The sequence below is a fragment of the Alysiella filiformis genome (genome assembly GCF_014054525.1).
Taxonomy (GTDB): domain Bacteria; phylum Pseudomonadota; class Gammaproteobacteria; order Burkholderiales; family Neisseriaceae; genus Simonsiella; species Simonsiella filiformis.
The window spans coordinates 1,432,487-1,446,323 of record NZ_CP059564.1 but is presented as its reverse complement, the minus strand read 5'-3'; the positions used below and the strand labels follow the sequence as shown (position 1 = coordinate 1,446,323).

The 13,837-nt window shown below is 45.0% G+C and carries 19 protein-coding genes; 14 read left to right on the top strand and 5 right to left on the bottom strand.

Features of this window, described 5'->3' with window-relative positions; translation table 11 throughout:
- Positions 1-116: 116 nt before the first annotated feature.
- The 7 genes from H3L97_RS07170 (at position 117) to H3L97_RS07140 (ending at position 3,908) form a co-directional block, all read left to right on the top strand.
- On the top strand, positions 117-554 hold the full coding sequence (locus H3L97_RS07170; RefSeq protein WP_097114881.1) for an HvfX family Cu-binding RiPP maturation protein: 438 nt from the start codon (positions 117-119) through the stop codon (positions 552-554).
- Positions 555-592: 38 nt separating this feature from the next.
- Positions 593-913: a hypothetical protein gene (locus H3L97_RS07165; protein WP_097114896.1), complete on the top strand. Its 321-nt coding sequence runs from the start codon at positions 593-595 to the stop codon at positions 911-913.
- Positions 914-1,117: 204 nt separating this feature from the next.
- Positions 1,118-1,456 carry an HvfA family oxazolone/thioamide-modified RiPP metallophore gene (locus H3L97_RS07160; protein ID WP_097114880.1) on the top strand — a complete coding sequence of 113 codons (339 nt, stop codon included), beginning with the start codon at positions 1,118-1,120 and terminating at the stop codon, positions 1,454-1,456.
- A 115-nt stretch (positions 1,457-1,571) separates the two neighbouring features.
- Complete coding sequence (locus H3L97_RS07155) at positions 1,572-2,414, top strand: HvfB family MNIO-type RiPP peptide maturase (protein WP_097114879.1); 843 nt, start codon at positions 1,572-1,574, stop codon at positions 2,412-2,414.
- On the top strand, positions 2,404-3,123 hold the full coding sequence (locus H3L97_RS07150; RefSeq protein WP_097114878.1) for an HvfC family RiPP maturation protein: 720 nt from the start codon (positions 2,404-2,406) through the stop codon (positions 3,121-3,123). The genes H3L97_RS07155 and H3L97_RS07150 overlap by 11 nt, the downstream gene beginning before the upstream one ends.
- A gap of 12 nt (positions 3,124-3,135) precedes the next feature.
- Positions 3,136-3,747 (top strand): sigma-70 family RNA polymerase sigma factor, encoded by a 612-nt coding sequence (locus tag H3L97_RS07145; protein WP_097114877.1) that lies wholly within the window; start codon positions 3,136-3,138, stop codon positions 3,745-3,747.
- Positions 3,744-3,908 (top strand): anti-sigma factor family protein, encoded by a 165-nt coding sequence (locus H3L97_RS07140; RefSeq protein WP_097114876.1) that lies wholly within the window; start codon positions 3,744-3,746, stop codon positions 3,906-3,908. Before H3L97_RS07145 ends, H3L97_RS07140 begins: the two co-directional genes overlap by 4 nt.
- A gap of 2 nt (positions 3,909-3,910) precedes the next feature.
- Here the strand turns inward: H3L97_RS07140 and mutY are convergent, their stop codons facing one another.
- A complete protein-coding gene (gene mutY / locus H3L97_RS07135; RefSeq protein WP_097114875.1) occupies positions 3,911-4,963 on the bottom strand; it encodes an A/G-specific adenine glycosylase in 1,053 nt (350 codons plus the stop codon).
- 193 nt (positions 4,964-5,156) lie between these two features.
- Here mutY and H3L97_RS07130 point away from each other — a divergent pair, with 193 nt between their 5' ends.
- The 7 genes from H3L97_RS07130 (at position 5,157) to H3L97_RS07100 (ending at position 10,526) form a co-directional block, all read left to right on the top strand.
- On the top strand, positions 5,157-5,711 hold the full coding sequence (locus H3L97_RS07130) for a hypothetical protein (protein WP_143269185.1): 555 nt from the start codon (positions 5,157-5,159) through the stop codon (positions 5,709-5,711).
- A gap of 149 nt (positions 5,712-5,860) precedes the next feature.
- Positions 5,861-7,771, top strand: a complete 1,911-nt coding sequence (gene thrS / locus H3L97_RS07125) for a threonine--tRNA ligase (RefSeq protein ID WP_097114873.1) — start codon at positions 5,861-5,863, stop codon at positions 7,769-7,771.
- An 81-nt stretch (positions 7,772-7,852) separates the two neighbouring features.
- The gene (locus tag H3L97_RS07120; protein WP_097114872.1) at positions 7,853-8,332 is read left to right on the top strand and encodes a DUF805 domain-containing protein; all 480 of its coding nucleotides are present in this window, start codon (positions 7,853-7,855) and stop codon (positions 8,330-8,332) included.
- A 119-nt stretch (positions 8,333-8,451) separates the two neighbouring features.
- On the top strand, positions 8,452-9,000 hold the full coding sequence (locus tag H3L97_RS07115) for a septation protein A (protein WP_097114871.1): 549 nt from the start codon (positions 8,452-8,454) through the stop codon (positions 8,998-9,000).
- A 1-nt stretch (position 9,001) separates the two neighbouring features.
- Positions 9,002-9,295, top strand: a complete 294-nt coding sequence (locus H3L97_RS07110; protein WP_097114870.1) for a YciI family protein — start codon at positions 9,002-9,004, stop codon at positions 9,293-9,295.
- The gene (locus H3L97_RS07105) at positions 9,292-9,561 is read left to right on the top strand and encodes a BolA family protein (RefSeq protein WP_097114869.1); all 270 of its coding nucleotides are present in this window, start codon (positions 9,292-9,294) and stop codon (positions 9,559-9,561) included. Before H3L97_RS07110 ends, H3L97_RS07105 begins: the two co-directional genes overlap by 4 nt.
- An 86-nt stretch (positions 9,562-9,647) precedes the next feature.
- Positions 9,648-10,526: a peptidylprolyl isomerase gene (locus tag H3L97_RS07100; protein ID WP_097114868.1), complete on the top strand. Its 879-nt coding sequence runs from the start codon at positions 9,648-9,650 to the stop codon at positions 10,524-10,526.
- 48 nt (positions 10,527-10,574) lie between these two features.
- On the opposite strand, the gene H3L97_RS07095 is transcribed toward H3L97_RS07100, so the two are convergent.
- From H3L97_RS07095 to tgt, 4 genes are all read right to left on the bottom strand, one after another.
- Positions 10,575-10,940, bottom strand: a complete 366-nt coding sequence (locus H3L97_RS07095; RefSeq protein WP_097114895.1) for a YbaN family protein — start codon at positions 10,938-10,940, stop codon at positions 10,575-10,577.
- A gap of 119 nt (positions 10,941-11,059) precedes the next feature.
- Complete coding sequence (locus H3L97_RS07090) at positions 11,060-11,620, bottom strand: DUF1415 domain-containing protein (RefSeq protein ID WP_097114867.1); 561 nt, start codon at positions 11,618-11,620, stop codon at positions 11,060-11,062.
- 372 nt (positions 11,621-11,992) lie between these two features.
- Positions 11,993-12,505 (bottom strand): protein disulfide oxidoreductase, encoded by a 513-nt coding sequence (locus H3L97_RS07085; protein ID WP_097114866.1) that lies wholly within the window; start codon positions 12,503-12,505, stop codon positions 11,993-11,995.
- 158 nt (positions 12,506-12,663) lie between these two features.
- The gene (gene tgt, locus H3L97_RS07080; RefSeq protein ID WP_097114865.1) at positions 12,664-13,779 is read right to left on the bottom strand and encodes a tRNA guanosine(34) transglycosylase Tgt; all 1,116 of its coding nucleotides are present in this window, start codon (positions 13,777-13,779) and stop codon (positions 12,664-12,666) included.
- Positions 13,780-13,837 lie beyond the last annotated feature (58 nt).

Genomic DNA, 13,837 nt, shown 5'->3' with positions numbered 1-13,837 from the left:
TTTCCAATTAAATTAATTTGAGAAACAAAATCTTACCCAAAAAAATGTCATCCATTGTAAGAAAACACCCCTTTATCACGACTAAATCCACATCAATCCATTATGAGCATCACATCATGAATTTAAGCACCCATACCCAAGCATTGAGTTTACTGGTTTCACGCCTGTTTATCGCCTACGAATTTTGGGAAGCAGGCATGGAAAAATGGAATGGGCAAAACTGGTTTGCCGATATTCAACAAAAATTCCCTTTCCCATTCAATCTATTGCCTGCCGATTTAAACTGGCAACTTGCCACTTATGCCGAATTGCTGTTGCCCATTGCCTTGGTCATTGGCTTGGCAAGCCGACTGTCGGCAATCGCATTGACCATTTTAACGCTGGTGGCGTGGTATGCCGTTCACGCAGGTTTGGGCTACAATATTGGCAATGGCGGCTACAAAATGGCGGTCATTTATCTGGTTGTTTTAACGCCCATTATTTTGCAAGGCGGTGGTGCGTGGTCGCTGGATAACTTGTTAAAACAAAAGTTTAAATGGGCAAAATTTTTCTGATTTTCACCAACCTTTCACTCACAAATGGAGTAATTCACATGAGCAACAAAAAAATTTCTGTATTGGCATTGGCAAGCGCATTGTCTTTGAGTTTGGCGGCACCCGTAGTGGAAGCGGCACCTGCTGAAAAACCCGCTACCAAAAAAGTCAGCAAAACCAAAGCCAAAAAAGCCAAAGCCAACAAACGTGTCGCCCCTGCTCGCAAAGCCGTTGAAGGCACTTGCGGTGGACACAGCAAAGCCGCCGAAGGTTCATGCGGTGGCAAAGCCAAAGAAGGTTCTTGTGGCGCGTCCAAAGCAGGCGAAGGTGCTTGCGGTGGCAATAAAGCAGGCGAAGGCGTGTGTGGCGGTCAAAAATAAACACCCATTTAATCAAATTATTAACTTGAATCTGTGATGGTTTAATAAGGCGATTATTGTGATAAAATAATTGGCGATTTTCAGGCTGCCTGAACCTGTTTTTTCAGAAATTTTTGATAAATTATCAAGTTGATGAAAATCGGTTTGCCCTGAATATCGTCAATTATTCAATCATTTTAAAAATTTTTATATTTTGGAGTATTTATGAACAAGATTTCTATTGCTGCTTTGGCAGGTGCATTGTCTTTGGCTGCCTGTGGCGAAGCCCAAAAACCCAGCCAACCCGAAGCCCCAAAAACCACCGAAGCCCCAGCAGCAACTTCTGCTCCTGCAAAAGCTGCCGAAGGCAAATGCGGTGAGGGTAAATGCGGTGGCGCGTCTGCTGCTTCTGGCGCAAAAGCCAGCGAAGGTGCATGTGGCGCAGCTTCTGGCGCGAAAGCAGCCGAAGGCACTTGTGGTGGCGCATCAGCCGCAGCCAAATCAGCCGAAGGCAAATGTGGCGAAGGCAAATGCGGTGGCGCAGCTTCTGCTCCTGCAAAATAATGATTTGAAATTCAACTGATTTTTGGGCTGTCTGGGGAATGTTTTTTTACAGAAAAAAGATTTTTCAGGCAGCCTGAATTGTAAGCGACACCAACATCAAGAAAGGAAAAACAAAATGATACAAGGTTCTGGACTCGGCTATCGCCGCGATTTGGCACAAGATTTTTTAAAGCTGCCTGAAAACCACCCCATTGATTTTATTGAAGTTGCCCCCGAAAACTGGATTAAAATGGGTGGCACAGCACGCAAATTGTTTGACCAAGCCGCAGAACAAATCCCCGTGGTGATTCACGGTTTGTCGCTGTCTTTGGGTGGGCAAGCACCGTTGGACATGAATTTGCTTGCAGGCATTAAATCCATGATGAATCAATACAATACACAATTTTTCTCCGACCATTTGAGCTATTGCCAAGACCACGGACACCTGTATGATTTGTTGCCCATTCCCTTTACAGACGAAAGCATAGCCCACACCGCGCAACGCATTCGCACCGTGCAAGATTTTTTGGGTTGCCAAATTGCCATTGAAAACACATCTTATTATTTGCATTCGCCTTTGGCAGAAATGGACGAAGTACAATTTTTGAACGCGGTCGCCCAAGAAGCCAACTGCTTGATTCATTTAGACGTAAACAATATTTATGTGAATGCCGTCAATCACGGTTTGCTCAAACCGCGTGACTTTCTCAATCGCGTGGACGGTGCGCGTGTTGCCTACATTCACATTGCAGGGCATGACGATGAAAACCCCGAATTGCTGATTGACACGCATGGCGAAAAAGTCCAAGACAATGTTTGGGATTTGCTGGCTTATGCTTATGACGTGTTGCCACACATTCCGCCCACATTGCTGGAACGCGATTTCAACTTCCCCCCATTTGGCGAATTATTGGCAGAAGTCCAAAAAATCAAAGACTTCCAAATTAACGCGCACAAAGAGTACCGTCATGTCGCTTGAAAATCAAACCTCTGCCGATTTCAAAAACGAGTTGGCAATGGCGGTACGTCAAGGCGTATCGCCCGACCCTGTGCGCTTTCCGCCTGAACGTTTGGCTGTTTATATGCGCTTGGTTCGCAACAATATTTTTGGTTTTGTGAACCGTTGTTTCGTTGTCGCACCAAAATATTTGGAACGCCAGCAATGGACTGATTTATTGGAAGATTTTGTGCGCGATGGCGAATCGCATTCGCCATTTTTTCAAGACATTGCTGCCGAATTTTTGAAATTTTGCCAAGAAAATCAAAAGCTGCCTGAATGGATTTTGGCTTTGATGGATTTGGAAGTGGCACAGTTGCAAGCGGAAGTGGCGATTGTTGCGCCCAGCGCTGCCGCCGCCAATGACGATGACAACGCGCCCATGCAACCGAATGCCAGTGTGCAACTCAAATCTTATGACACTGATTTTGAACAATATTATCCTGATGATGCGGATTTGAAAGCGGTGGGCAACATGGTCATTTGGCGCGATGGACGAGATTGGATACGCTGGCAATATTTGGACGACATTGACCACATTTTGCTGAATTTGGCAGCAGAAAATCCCTTGTCATTGAATGACTTGCAATCGCAACTGGCGGCAGTCATGCCCGATGGCGATGCGTGGCGCGATATGGTGCGTGCGCGTTGGCAATATTGGTTGGCGGAAAATGTGTTGCAGGCTGCCTGAAAAAGCATTTTTATGAAAAAATCATCTGAAACGCTTGCACCCGATTGGGCAGCATTGCGGCAACATTTATTGCGTTTTGCCAAAATTCAACTGCCCGATTCTCCTGATTCCATTGAAGATTTGGTGCAAGAAACGCTGCTTGCCGCCCACGCCAAACAGGACAGTTTCCAAGCCCAAGCTCAATTTGAGACTTGGGTTTTTGGTATTTTTAAAAACAAAATCAAGGATTTTTTACGCGGCAAGCAACGCTGGCAAGCGGTTTTTGTTGCCGAACAAGCCGAACGGGATTTGGACGATTTGTTTGCCGCCCAATTTCGTGCCAATGGACAATGGCAGCCTGAAACGGAAGTGGCAGATTGGCAGCACAATCAACCCGATGATTTTTTGACAGAAAAACAATTTTTACAGATTTTGCAAATGTGCTTGTACGCGCTGCCTGAAAACACCGCGCGGGTGTTTATGATGCGTGAAATTTTGGGCTTTGACGCGCAAGAAATCCAACACAAATGCGGTTTGAGCAGCAGCCATTATCATGTGTTGATGTATCGTGCGCGTGAACATTTGCGACAATGTTTGCAAATCAAATGGTTTAATACGCTGAATGAAAAAGGAAAAAAATCATGATGAATTGTTTTAAAATCACACAATGGATTTCGCAATCACAAGATGTGGCATTGAGCAGCACACAAAAAATGAGCTTGTATTTGCACATTAAAATGTGCCGAAAATGCCGCAATTATCATCAAAATATTCATTTTTTGCGCGAATTGATGAAAAAAATGTGATTTCAGGCAGCCTGAAACAAATCGCCCTGTTTCTTCATCAAATATTGTTGCAAAGGCTTGGGCAAACCCCAATTTGCCAAATCCGCCAAATCCACCCAAATGCCGTCATTTTCGTTGAAATTTACCGAAAATGCGGCATTTTTGCATTCACATTCATGGGGAATGATTTCCAAAACACGATGTGTTAAGCGATGGGCGATTGCAGCGCATTCACGCAAATCATCAAAATCAATCTCCTTATTTTTCAAAAATTTGTGAAATTCATCGCCCTGTTCAAAACACGGCACGCAATACAAGCCCGCCCAAATGCCTTTTTGGGGGCGTTTTTGTAGGAAAATGCGGTTTTGGTCGCGCAAAATCAGCCAATACAGCGTCATCGCTTGCACTTTAACCGATTTTTTGCGTGGCAATTCAGCTATGCGGTTTTGCTGTTTGGCTTGGCAAATGTCTGCCATGGGGCAAATTGCGCAATTCGGTTTGCGTTGGCACACGGTTGCGCCCAAATCCATCAAGCCTTGCGTGTAGGCTTTCATGTCTTTGTTTTCATTTGGCAAAAGTTGTTCGGCAAAGTCCCAAAGTTGATTTTCAAAGGCTTTGCCTTCGCCGTCCAAAGCGAAAATGCGGCACAAAATGCGTTTGACATTGCCGTCCAAAATCGTTTCGCGTTTGCCGAATGCGAACGCGGCAATGGCGGCAGCCGTACTGCGTCCAACACCTTTTAATTGCTGCAAACTTTCTCGATTTTCGGGGAAATGTCCGCCAAAATCGCGGCAAATTTGCTGGGCGGCAAAATGCAAATTTCGGGCGCGGCTGTAATAGCCCAAGCCTTGCCACAATGCCAAAACTTCATCTTGTTCGGCATTTGCCAAATCTTGCACGGTGGGGAATTTTTCAATAAATCGCGGAAAATATTCTGATACGGTAAGCACTTGAGTTTGTTGCAACATGATTTCAGACAGCCAAATTTTGTACGGGTCGGAAACTTGCCACGCGAGATTGTGCCGTCCGTGTTGTTTTTGCCATGCGATGAGCTTGGTGGAAAAATTGGGGTTCATTTTTGCTGTTTTGTGATGAAAAACGCGATATTATGCGCTTTCAGGCTGCCTGAAAAGGATTGCACATTTATTTTTGGAGCAAATCATGTTGAAAAAAATCATGTCATTCATACCGTTGCGATATAAAATTTTATTATTTATGGGAATTTTGATTTTCACACCATTATTTTTTCAGGAATGGAGTGGCAGAAGCATGAATGTCCCCGTTGTTTTGCAAGAAGGATTTGAAACCGAATGGCGAGTGTGGCGACCATTTGATGTTCATAAGATGGTGCGTTTAGAAATGGCATTTCCGCGTATGCCCAATACCGAATTGGAAAATGCCATTTTAGGCGAATATCAAAAAAGTAAAGGCGAACCCGTACATATTGCATTGACCTTAAATGGAAAAACGTGTGTTTTTGAACAAAATCATGGCGTATTTGCAAGGAGCGATGAGCGCGTATCGCGAGAATTATCGCCTACCCCATTCAATCCAAATTGTGCTCATTTTCAGGAAATGGCGGGGCAAAATCATTGGCATATTAAAGTGATTTGGGTCGGAGATAAATTGCGTGGCACACAAGCTCGATTATTGAGTGATTCGCCTTATGGCTCGTTCAAAAGCATACCCTATGGTATTTACGGCAAAATCATGCAATTCAATTTATTTTTAGGCTGGTTTATTGCACCGATTTTTGTGCTTTGGGTGTTTCTGCAAATTTTCTATGATTTGTTTATTCGCAGATTAAAGAAAAAACAAACGTAAATAAAATATGTTTCAGGCTGCCTGAAACAGCATTTCCTTGAAAAAAAACCTTATTTTCTCTATAATTTAGCGCATTTTTCAGTTTCAGGCAGCCTGAAAACTTTTCAGGCTGCCTTATTTAAATTTTCAATATCATTCAAGGAATTAACATGATTAACATCACCCTACCAGACGGCTCCGTGCGCCAATACGAAGCCCCCGTTACCGTTATGCAAATCGCGCAATCCATTGGCGCAGGCTTGGCAAAAGCCACCGTTGCGGGCAAAGTCAATGGCGTGTTGGTGGACGCTTGCGACCCCATTTCCCAAGACGCAACCGTGCAAATCATCACGCCAAAAGACCAAGAAGGTGTTGAAATCATTCGCCATTCTTGCGCTCACTTGGTGGGTCATGCGGTCAAACAGTTGTTCCCCAATGCCAAAATGGTCATCGGCCCTGTGATTGAAGAAGGTTTTTATTACGATATTTCCACCGAAAAACCCTTTACGCCAGAAGATGTGAGCGCGATTGAAGAGCGCATGAAACAGCTCATCAACCAAGATTACGATGTCATCAAAAAAATGACCCCACGCGCAGAAGTGATTGAAATCTTTAAAAATCGCGGCGAAGAATACAAATTGCGCCTGATTGACGACATGGAAGACGATGTTACCGCAATGGGCATGTACTATCATCAGGAATATGTGGACATGTGTCGCGGTCCGCACGTTCCGAATACGCGCTTTTTGAAAAATTTTAAATTGACCAAATTATCAGGTGCTTACTGGCGTGGCGACAGCAACAACGAGCAGTTGCAACGCATTTACGGCACGGCTTGGGCAAACAAAGATGAGCTGAAAGCCTACATCACGCGCATTGAAGAAGCGGAAAAACGCGACCACCGCAAATTGGGTAAACAGTTGAATTTGTTTCATTTGCAAGACGAAGCCCCTGGTATGGTGTTTTGGCACCCACGCGGTTGGGCATTGTGGCAAATCATTGAACAGCACATGCGCCGCGAATTGACCGCAGCAGGCTATCAAGAAATCAAAACGCCTCAAATTCTGGACAAAACTTTTTGGGAAAAATCAGGGCATTGGGAAAATTACAAGGACAATATGTTCACAACCCAATCTGAAAAACGCGAATATGCGGTTAAGCCGATGAACTGCCCTGGACATGTGCAAATTTTCAATCACGGTTTGCGTTCGTATCGTGATTTGCCCATGCGTTTGGCGGAATTTGGTTCGTGCCACCGCAATGAGCCGAGCGGTGCTTTGCATGGCTTGATGCGCGTGCGCGGTTTTGTGCAAGATGACGCGCACATTTTCTGTACCGAAGCGCAAATTACCCAAGAAGCACAAGCATTTAACCAACTTGTGATGAAAATCTACAAGCAATTTGGTTTTGAAAATGTGAGCGTGAAATTGTCTTTGCGCCCCGAAAAACGTGCAGGTTCAGACGAAACTTGGGATAAAGCCGAACAAGGTTTGCGCGATGCTTTAACCGCTTGCGGCATTGAGTGGGAAGAATTGCCCGGTGAAGGCGCGTTCTACGGTCCGAAAGTGGAATACCACATTAAAGATGCTTTGGGTCGTTCGTGGCAATGTGGCACGATTCAGTTGGATTTTGTGCTGCCTGAACGTTTGGACGCGGAATACGTTACCGAAGACAACAACAAGGCACGTCCTGTGATGTTGCACCGCGCGATTTTGGGTTCTTTGGAGCGTTTTATCGGCATTTTGATTGAGGAACACGCGGGTTCGTTCCCATTGTGGCTTGCGCCTGTGCAGTTGGTGGTAATGAACATTACCGAAAAACAAGCGGACTATGCCCTTGAAGTAACTCAAAAATTGAAACAAGCGGGTTTCCGTGTGGAATGCGATTTGCGTAATGAAAAAATCGGCTACAAAATCCGCGACAACAGCCAATATCGTTATCCGTATCAAATCGTGTTGGGCGACAAGGAAAAGGAAAACGGTCAAGTTGCCGTGCGCCGCAAAGCGGAAGATTTGGGCGCGATGAGCGTGGACGAATTTATCGCGCATTTGCAAGATGAATTGAAAGCGAATTTGGCGTAATTTGGCTTTTCAGGCAGCCTGAACACCTAGCGGTGGGCAATTCAGGCTGCCTGAAATCTGATTTTGAATTGAGAGACAAATATGACCCATAATTTTAATGATGATTTAGAAGAAACAGGCTACAACACTGCCCCATTTTATGCCAAATATGGGCGCATTGGGCGCATGCGCTATTTGGCATACACGGCGATATTAACTTTATGTGCTGTTGTTCCATTTGCGCTGGGTATACTGTTATCGGCATTGATTGGCAGCAAAGATGCCATCGCCATTACTTTAATAACGGGTATTCCAACCATTATTATTGCCATTTACGCCAGATTTGCCCCTGGTATGCGGCGTTTTAATGATTTAAACCGTTCGTCTTGGTGGGCGGCTTTGTTACTCATTCCATTGATTAGTTTGTTCGTGATTTTGTATTTGTCGTTTGCAGCAGGCGATGAAGACGACAACGACTACGGCGAACCTGCTGAACCGCCGACCACACTCATTAAAGTTGTTGGTGTAATTGGATTTGTGATTTTGATATTGATGTCATTCGCCCAATTTGTACCACGATAATCCCACAATGATTTGCACGCATTTTTTCAGGCAGCCTGAAACATCAAAATAAGTAATCTTGCTAGGTTAAAAACGCAAACGCTGTTATGATAGCCGTTTGCATTTTAAGGAAAACGAAAATGAAAGCATTGAGCGATTTTTTGGCAATCATTTTGTTTTTTGCCACCTACAACCTAACCAAAAACATGGTGTGGGCAACCGCAGTTGCCACTGTGGTGGGTGTGGCACAGGCAGCCTACACATGGTTTAAATTCAAAAAATTAAGCCCCATACAGTGGCTTAGCTTGATTGTGATTGTGGGTTTTGGCGGTGCCACCATTTTGCTTAAAGACAGCCTGTTTATCATGCTCAAAACCACTGTCATTTGTTGGTTGAGTGCGCTGGCGATTTGGGTCAGCCATTTAATGGGCAAAAACGGCTTAAAAATGATGTTGGGACAAGACTTTAAGCTGCCTGAAAACGTGTGGCGCAACCTAACCTATGCTTGGATTGCCTTTTTCTTTATCATGGGCGTGGTCAATTTGGCGATTGCCTACCCCTTTACCCCCGAACGCGAAGCCTTTTGGGTACAATACAAAATGTATGGCTATTTGCCCCTAACCCTGATTTTTTCAGTGGCGCAAGGCATGTATATTGTGAAAAACCTTCCCCCCGAAACAGGAGCATAAAATGTATTTCATGTTGATGGCAACCGATGCCGATGGTTCAAAAGAAGCCCGTGCCGCAGCGCGTCCTGCTCATTTGGCGCGATTGCAAGCCTTGCAAGCCGAAGGACGCTTATTGATTGCAGGGCCCAATCCCATGCCCGATGATGAAACCACCATGTCAGGCAGCCTGATTGTGGCAGATTTCCCCGATTTGGACGCGGCACAAGCATGGGCAGAAGCCGACCCCTATGTGGATGCAGGCGTGTATGCCGAATTGCTGATTCGCCCTTTCAAGAAAGTGTTTCCCGAATCATGAATATGCAAGCAGAAATGGCACAGCGTTTGGCGGTGTTAAATTGCCAAATATTTGAATTTGTTGATGAAAGCCATTTGCACATCGGACACACAGGCAACCAAGGCGGTGGACACTACGCCCTGCTTTTGGTCAGCGAGGCTTTTGAAGGCACATCGCGCATCGCTCGCCAACGCCAAGTGCAGGATTTATTGGCAGATTTATTCGCCAGCAAACGCATTCACGCTTTGAGCATTAAAGCCCAAACGCCTGCGGAATATTTTGCTTAACTTGACGGCTCTCTTTCACATCATGTGGAAGAGAGCGAAATTTTAGGGTTTCAACGCCCCATTTCCACTCAAAAACAGGAATGAACATGATGAAAAAAAATCAAATTGTGGCAAGTTTAACCATGTTGTTGGTTTCAGGCAGCCTGTTGGCGCAAACCGTGCTGACCGTAAACGGCAACAAAATTGACAGCAGCGACATTGAACGCCGCGCCAAAAATCTGCAAATCAACAGCCAAGGGCAAATTCAAGACAGCCCCCAAGTTCGCCAATACGTTACCAACGAACTGATTACCGAAACCTTGGTCGCCCAAGAAGCCAAACGTTTGAAATTGGACAAAACCGAAACCTACAAACAAGCCGAAGCAGAAGCACTCAAAGAAATCAAAGCCAAAGGCTTGGACAAAGAAAAAAATTTCAAACAAAATTGGGCAGATTTACAAAACCATTTTCTGATGATGGCTTACGCCAACCACATTATTTCCACAGAAAAAATTGACCCCAACGCGGTGCAAAAAGAATACACCGATTACCAAAAACGCTATCAAGGCAGCGATGAGGTACAACTGGGCGAAATTTTGACCAACGATGCCAAACAAGCCGAAGCCGCACTCAAAGATTTGAATGGCAAAAAATCTTTTGTGGAAACCATGAAAAAATACAGCATTGATGAGGAAGTGAAAGCGGCTGGTGGCATTGTGCCAGAATATGTGCCTTTGGTGGATTTGAAAGAAAGCAATGAGCAAATTTATCAAGCCGTTGCCGATTTGAACAAGGGGCAACACAGCAAAAAAGCGGTGTCTGCCAACAATTTGCATTTGATTTTGTATGTGAACGACAAACGCCAAATTCAAGTGCCAACCTTTGAAGAAATGAAACCCCATATTGAGCAACGTTTGCGTGAAGAGCAAATCAGCCGCGCCGTAGATGAATTGAGTGCAAAGGCAAAAATTGAGCCTGCTCAATAATGGATTTTTTTGAAAAAAGCTGCCTGAAAACACGTTCAGGCAGCTTTTTTACGCATCGGGCAAACGCGACATCCAAATGCCCACGCTCAAACAAATGGCAGAAACCACAATCCCCGACCACCACCACGGCGTTTGCCACATGCGATACAGCACCATGCAGCACGAAAAAGTCATCATGCTCCACGCCATGTATTTGGCTTTGCGTGGAATGGCGCGTTTTTGTTCCCAGTTGCGTACCATGGGCCCGAAATATTTGTGTTCCCACAACCATTTGTGAAATCGGGGCGAGGCGCGCCCAAAGCAGGCTGCTGCCAGCAAGATAAATGGCACGGTGGGCATAATCGGCAAAAAAATCCCAATAATCCCCAATAAAATGGACAAAAATCCCGCCAACATCAACACACCACGAATCAGCGTTTCGCGCAATTTGCGATTTTTGACGGTAAACACAATCACAAATGACGCGATTATCATTGCCGCCAAAAACCAGCCTGAAAATTGCGAAATGGATTGCCAAAAGTGATTCATTTCATTCATGAATTTTCCTTTTGTTCGGGAAACAATGCTTGCCAGCCTGCGTGTCCCATTTCTTCCAGCAGAGCAATGTTGCGTTCAAAAATCACGCTGGCATCGGGAAAGGCTTGGCTGGCTTTTTCTATGCTGTCTTCGCGGATTAAATGCAAGGTGGGATAGGGCGAACGGTTGGTGTAATTGCCAATGTCATCGGCTTGGGTGTCGGCAAATTGAAAATGGGGGTGAAACGGTGCAATTTGAATGATGCCTTCGGCTTGATTATCGGCAATGGCTTGGTCGGCAAATTCAAGTACATCATTAAAAAGCAAAAAATCGTTGAACAAAGTGGGTTGTATCAACAAGGTGGTTTCCACTTCTTCGGCTGGGGTGTGCAGCAGCAGTTGGATTTCATCGTCCAAATCTTGCAAAAAAGCGTCCAAATGTTTGGCGTGGCTCACTTGTATGCGAACCTGTTTTTTCACATAGGGGGCTTTGGCAAAGGGGCAAAAATTCAAACCGATTACGGCTTTTTCCAGCCAATTTTTGGTTTGTTGAATGATGATTTCATTGTTGATTTGCATGGTTTTAAAATGCCTTGTTTTCAATCACTTTGATTTTAACATATTTTGAATTTGATTTTCAGGCAGCCTTTCGCGACCCTACAAAAAGGTTTTTTGCCTTCGGCGACTTACTTTTTAAAAAAGTAAGCCAAATACATGAAAGCTGAACGGTTTCTTTTCAAAAAAACATTTCAGGCAGCCTGAAAAGATTAAACCATTGAATAAAATGGAAGTAAACTTTGTTTTTTGGTTTATTTGGCTGACTTTTTTAAAAAGTACACCCAGCGGTGGGCAACAGTCGTCCGCGCGGCGACAGAGCGCAAATCCCAACACACCCTTTTTTTATTTTTCGTAAGGTAAACGAAAGTCATCCTGAAACGGAACACGCGCCATTCACGATTGCCAATTTGCCAAAGCAAGGCGGGTTTTCAAACCCCAATAGCTTGCCAAACCTGTGGTGCTGTGCACAATTTTGCCATTTTTAATCAACACGATGGTGGGGGTTACTTTCACGCCCCACAGCCGCGACCATTGACCGTTTTCATCGTTAATCGTGTCAAATTGCAAATTATGCTGCTGCAAATATTGGCGAATTTGCGCGTTGCTGCCTGAACCCCACGCCACGCCCAACACCGACACGCCATCGGCGCGTAAATCATCAATCACGGGCGATGTGTGTTTGCAAATGCCACACCACGTTCCCCAAAAATACAGCACCAAAGTTTGGTTGGCACTGGCTTTTGCCAAGGTGTTGTTTTCATTTTGATAAAGTGTGGTAAAGGGCATTTCAGCCGCATTGATGGGTGCGCTGGGGCTGCGCCACCAGTCCATTGCCATGCTGATGAGCAGCAACATCAACAAGGTTTGCGCGATTTGTTTGAGCCAATATTTGAGTTTGTTTTTCATGTTTTTTCCATTTCAGGCAGCCTGAAATCAGAACCTGTATTTGTAAGAGTGATGGCTTGGTTTTATTGTCCATTCTTGCGAATACAAGGCAGATTTTTATGCCAATAGCGAGACGATTGGCATAAAAAGCAAGCTATTGAGATTGTGAATACAGGTTCTTAATCTGTGCCACGCGCCCGATTTTCGTGGAACTGCGCTTGCCAATCGGCAAATTTGCCTTGTTCAATGGCTTCGCGCATTTCTGCCATAATCACTTGATAAAAATGCAAATTGTGAATGGTGTTCAGTTGTGCGCCCAAAATTTCGCCCACTTTGTGCAAATGATACAAATAGGCACGACTGAAATTTTGGCAAGTATAACAAGTACATGATTCATCAAGTGGGCGTTTGTCCATGCGGTGTTTGGCATTTTTGATTTTGATGTCGCCAAAACGTGTAAACAGCCAGCCATTTCGCGCATTGCGGGTGGGCATCACGCAATCAAACATGTCCACGCCATACGCCACGCCATAAACCAAATCTTCTGGCGTGCCAACACCCATCAGATAATGCGGTTTGTGTTCGGGCAAAATGGGGGCAACCGCGCGTATCATGCGGTACATTTCGGGTTTGGGTTCGCCCACCGACAAGCCACCAATCGCCAAACCCGCAAAGCCAATTTCTTCCAAACCGCGCAAAGATTCTTCACGCAAATCTTCATACATCGCGCCTTGCACAATGCCAAACAGCGCGTTGGGGTTTTTCAAATCTTCAAACGCCTTTTTGCTGCGCTCTGCCCAACGCAGGGACATTTGTAAAGATTTTTTCGCTTCGGCATGGCTGGCGTTGCCTTCGGTGCATTCGTCCAACTGCATGGCAATATCTGAATTGAGAACCGTTTGAATTTTCATGGAAATTTCGGGCGATAAAAACAATTTGTCGCCATTGATGGGGCTTTTGAAGGTGCAGCCCTCTTCGGTCAATTTGCGCATTTCAGACAGCGAAAACACCTGAAAACCGCCCGAATCGGTCAAAATGGGTTTGTTCCAACCGATGAATTGGTGCAATCCGCCAAATTGCTCAATCACTTCCAAACCAGGGCGCAACCACAAATGGTAGGTGTTGCCCAAAATGATTTGGGCTTTGATGTTGTGCAAATCGGTGGGGGTCATGGCTTTGACCGAACCGTATGTGCCAACGGGCATGAACACGGGCGTTTCAATTTTGCCGTGATTGAGTTCCAAAGTGCCGCGCCGTGCGTGTCCGTCTTTTTTGTGTAGGGTAAATTTGAGCATGGTTTTTCCAAATAAAATCAAAACGTGTGATTATAACGTTTTTTGGGGCAAAATAGGC

Excerpts from the sequence above, each read along its gene's own strand:
- H3L97_RS07140 (WP_097114876.1), top strand. The coding sequence starts at position 3,744 with ATGATGAATTGTTTTAAAATCACACAATGGATTTCGCAATCACAAGAT.
- H3L97_RS07115 (WP_097114871.1), top strand. The coding sequence starts at position 8,452 with ATGAAAGCATTGAGCGATTTTTTGGCAATCATTTTGTTTTTTGCCACC.
- H3L97_RS07110 (WP_097114870.1), top strand. The coding sequence starts at position 9,002 with ATGTATTTCATGTTGATGGCAACCGATGCCGATGGTTCAAAAGAAGCC.
- H3L97_RS07160 (WP_097114880.1), top strand. The coding sequence starts at position 1,118 with ATGAACAAGATTTCTATTGCTGCTTTGGCAGGTGCATTGTCTTTGGCT.
- H3L97_RS07165 (WP_097114896.1), top strand. The coding sequence starts at position 593 with ATGAGCAACAAAAAAATTTCTGTATTGGCATTGGCAAGCGCATTGTCT.
- tgt (WP_097114865.1), bottom strand. The coding sequence starts at position 13,779 with ATGCTCAAATTTACCCTACACAAAAAAGACGGACACGCACGGCGCGGC.
- H3L97_RS07105 (WP_097114869.1), top strand. The coding sequence starts at position 9,292 with ATGAATATGCAAGCAGAAATGGCACAGCGTTTGGCGGTGTTAAATTGC.
- thrS (WP_097114873.1), top strand. The coding sequence starts at position 5,861 with ATGATTAACATCACCCTACCAGACGGCTCCGTGCGCCAATACGAAGCC.
- H3L97_RS07085 (WP_097114866.1), bottom strand. The coding sequence starts at position 12,505 with ATGAAAAACAAACTCAAATATTGGCTCAAACAAATCGCGCAAACCTTG.
- H3L97_RS07155 (WP_097114879.1), top strand. The coding sequence starts at position 1,572 with ATGATACAAGGTTCTGGACTCGGCTATCGCCGCGATTTGGCACAAGAT.
- H3L97_RS07130 (WP_143269185.1), top strand. The coding sequence starts at position 5,157 with ATGAATGTCCCCGTTGTTTTGCAAGAAGGATTTGAAACCGAATGGCGA.
- H3L97_RS07170 (WP_097114881.1), top strand. The coding sequence starts at position 117 with ATGAATTTAAGCACCCATACCCAAGCATTGAGTTTACTGGTTTCACGC.
- H3L97_RS07145 (WP_097114877.1), top strand. The coding sequence starts at position 3,136 with ATGAAAAAATCATCTGAAACGCTTGCACCCGATTGGGCAGCATTGCGG.
- H3L97_RS07120 (WP_097114872.1), top strand. The coding sequence starts at position 7,853 with ATGACCCATAATTTTAATGATGATTTAGAAGAAACAGGCTACAACACT.
- mutY (WP_097114875.1), bottom strand. The coding sequence starts at position 4,963 with ATGAACCCCAATTTTTCCACCAAGCTCATCGCATGGCAAAAACAACAC.
- H3L97_RS07100 (WP_097114868.1), top strand. The coding sequence starts at position 9,648 with ATGATGAAAAAAAATCAAATTGTGGCAAGTTTAACCATGTTGTTGGTT.
- H3L97_RS07150 (WP_097114878.1), top strand. The coding sequence starts at position 2,404 with ATGTCGCTTGAAAATCAAACCTCTGCCGATTTCAAAAACGAGTTGGCA.
- H3L97_RS07090 (WP_097114867.1), bottom strand. The coding sequence starts at position 11,620 with ATGCAAATCAACAATGAAATCATCATTCAACAAACCAAAAATTGGCTG.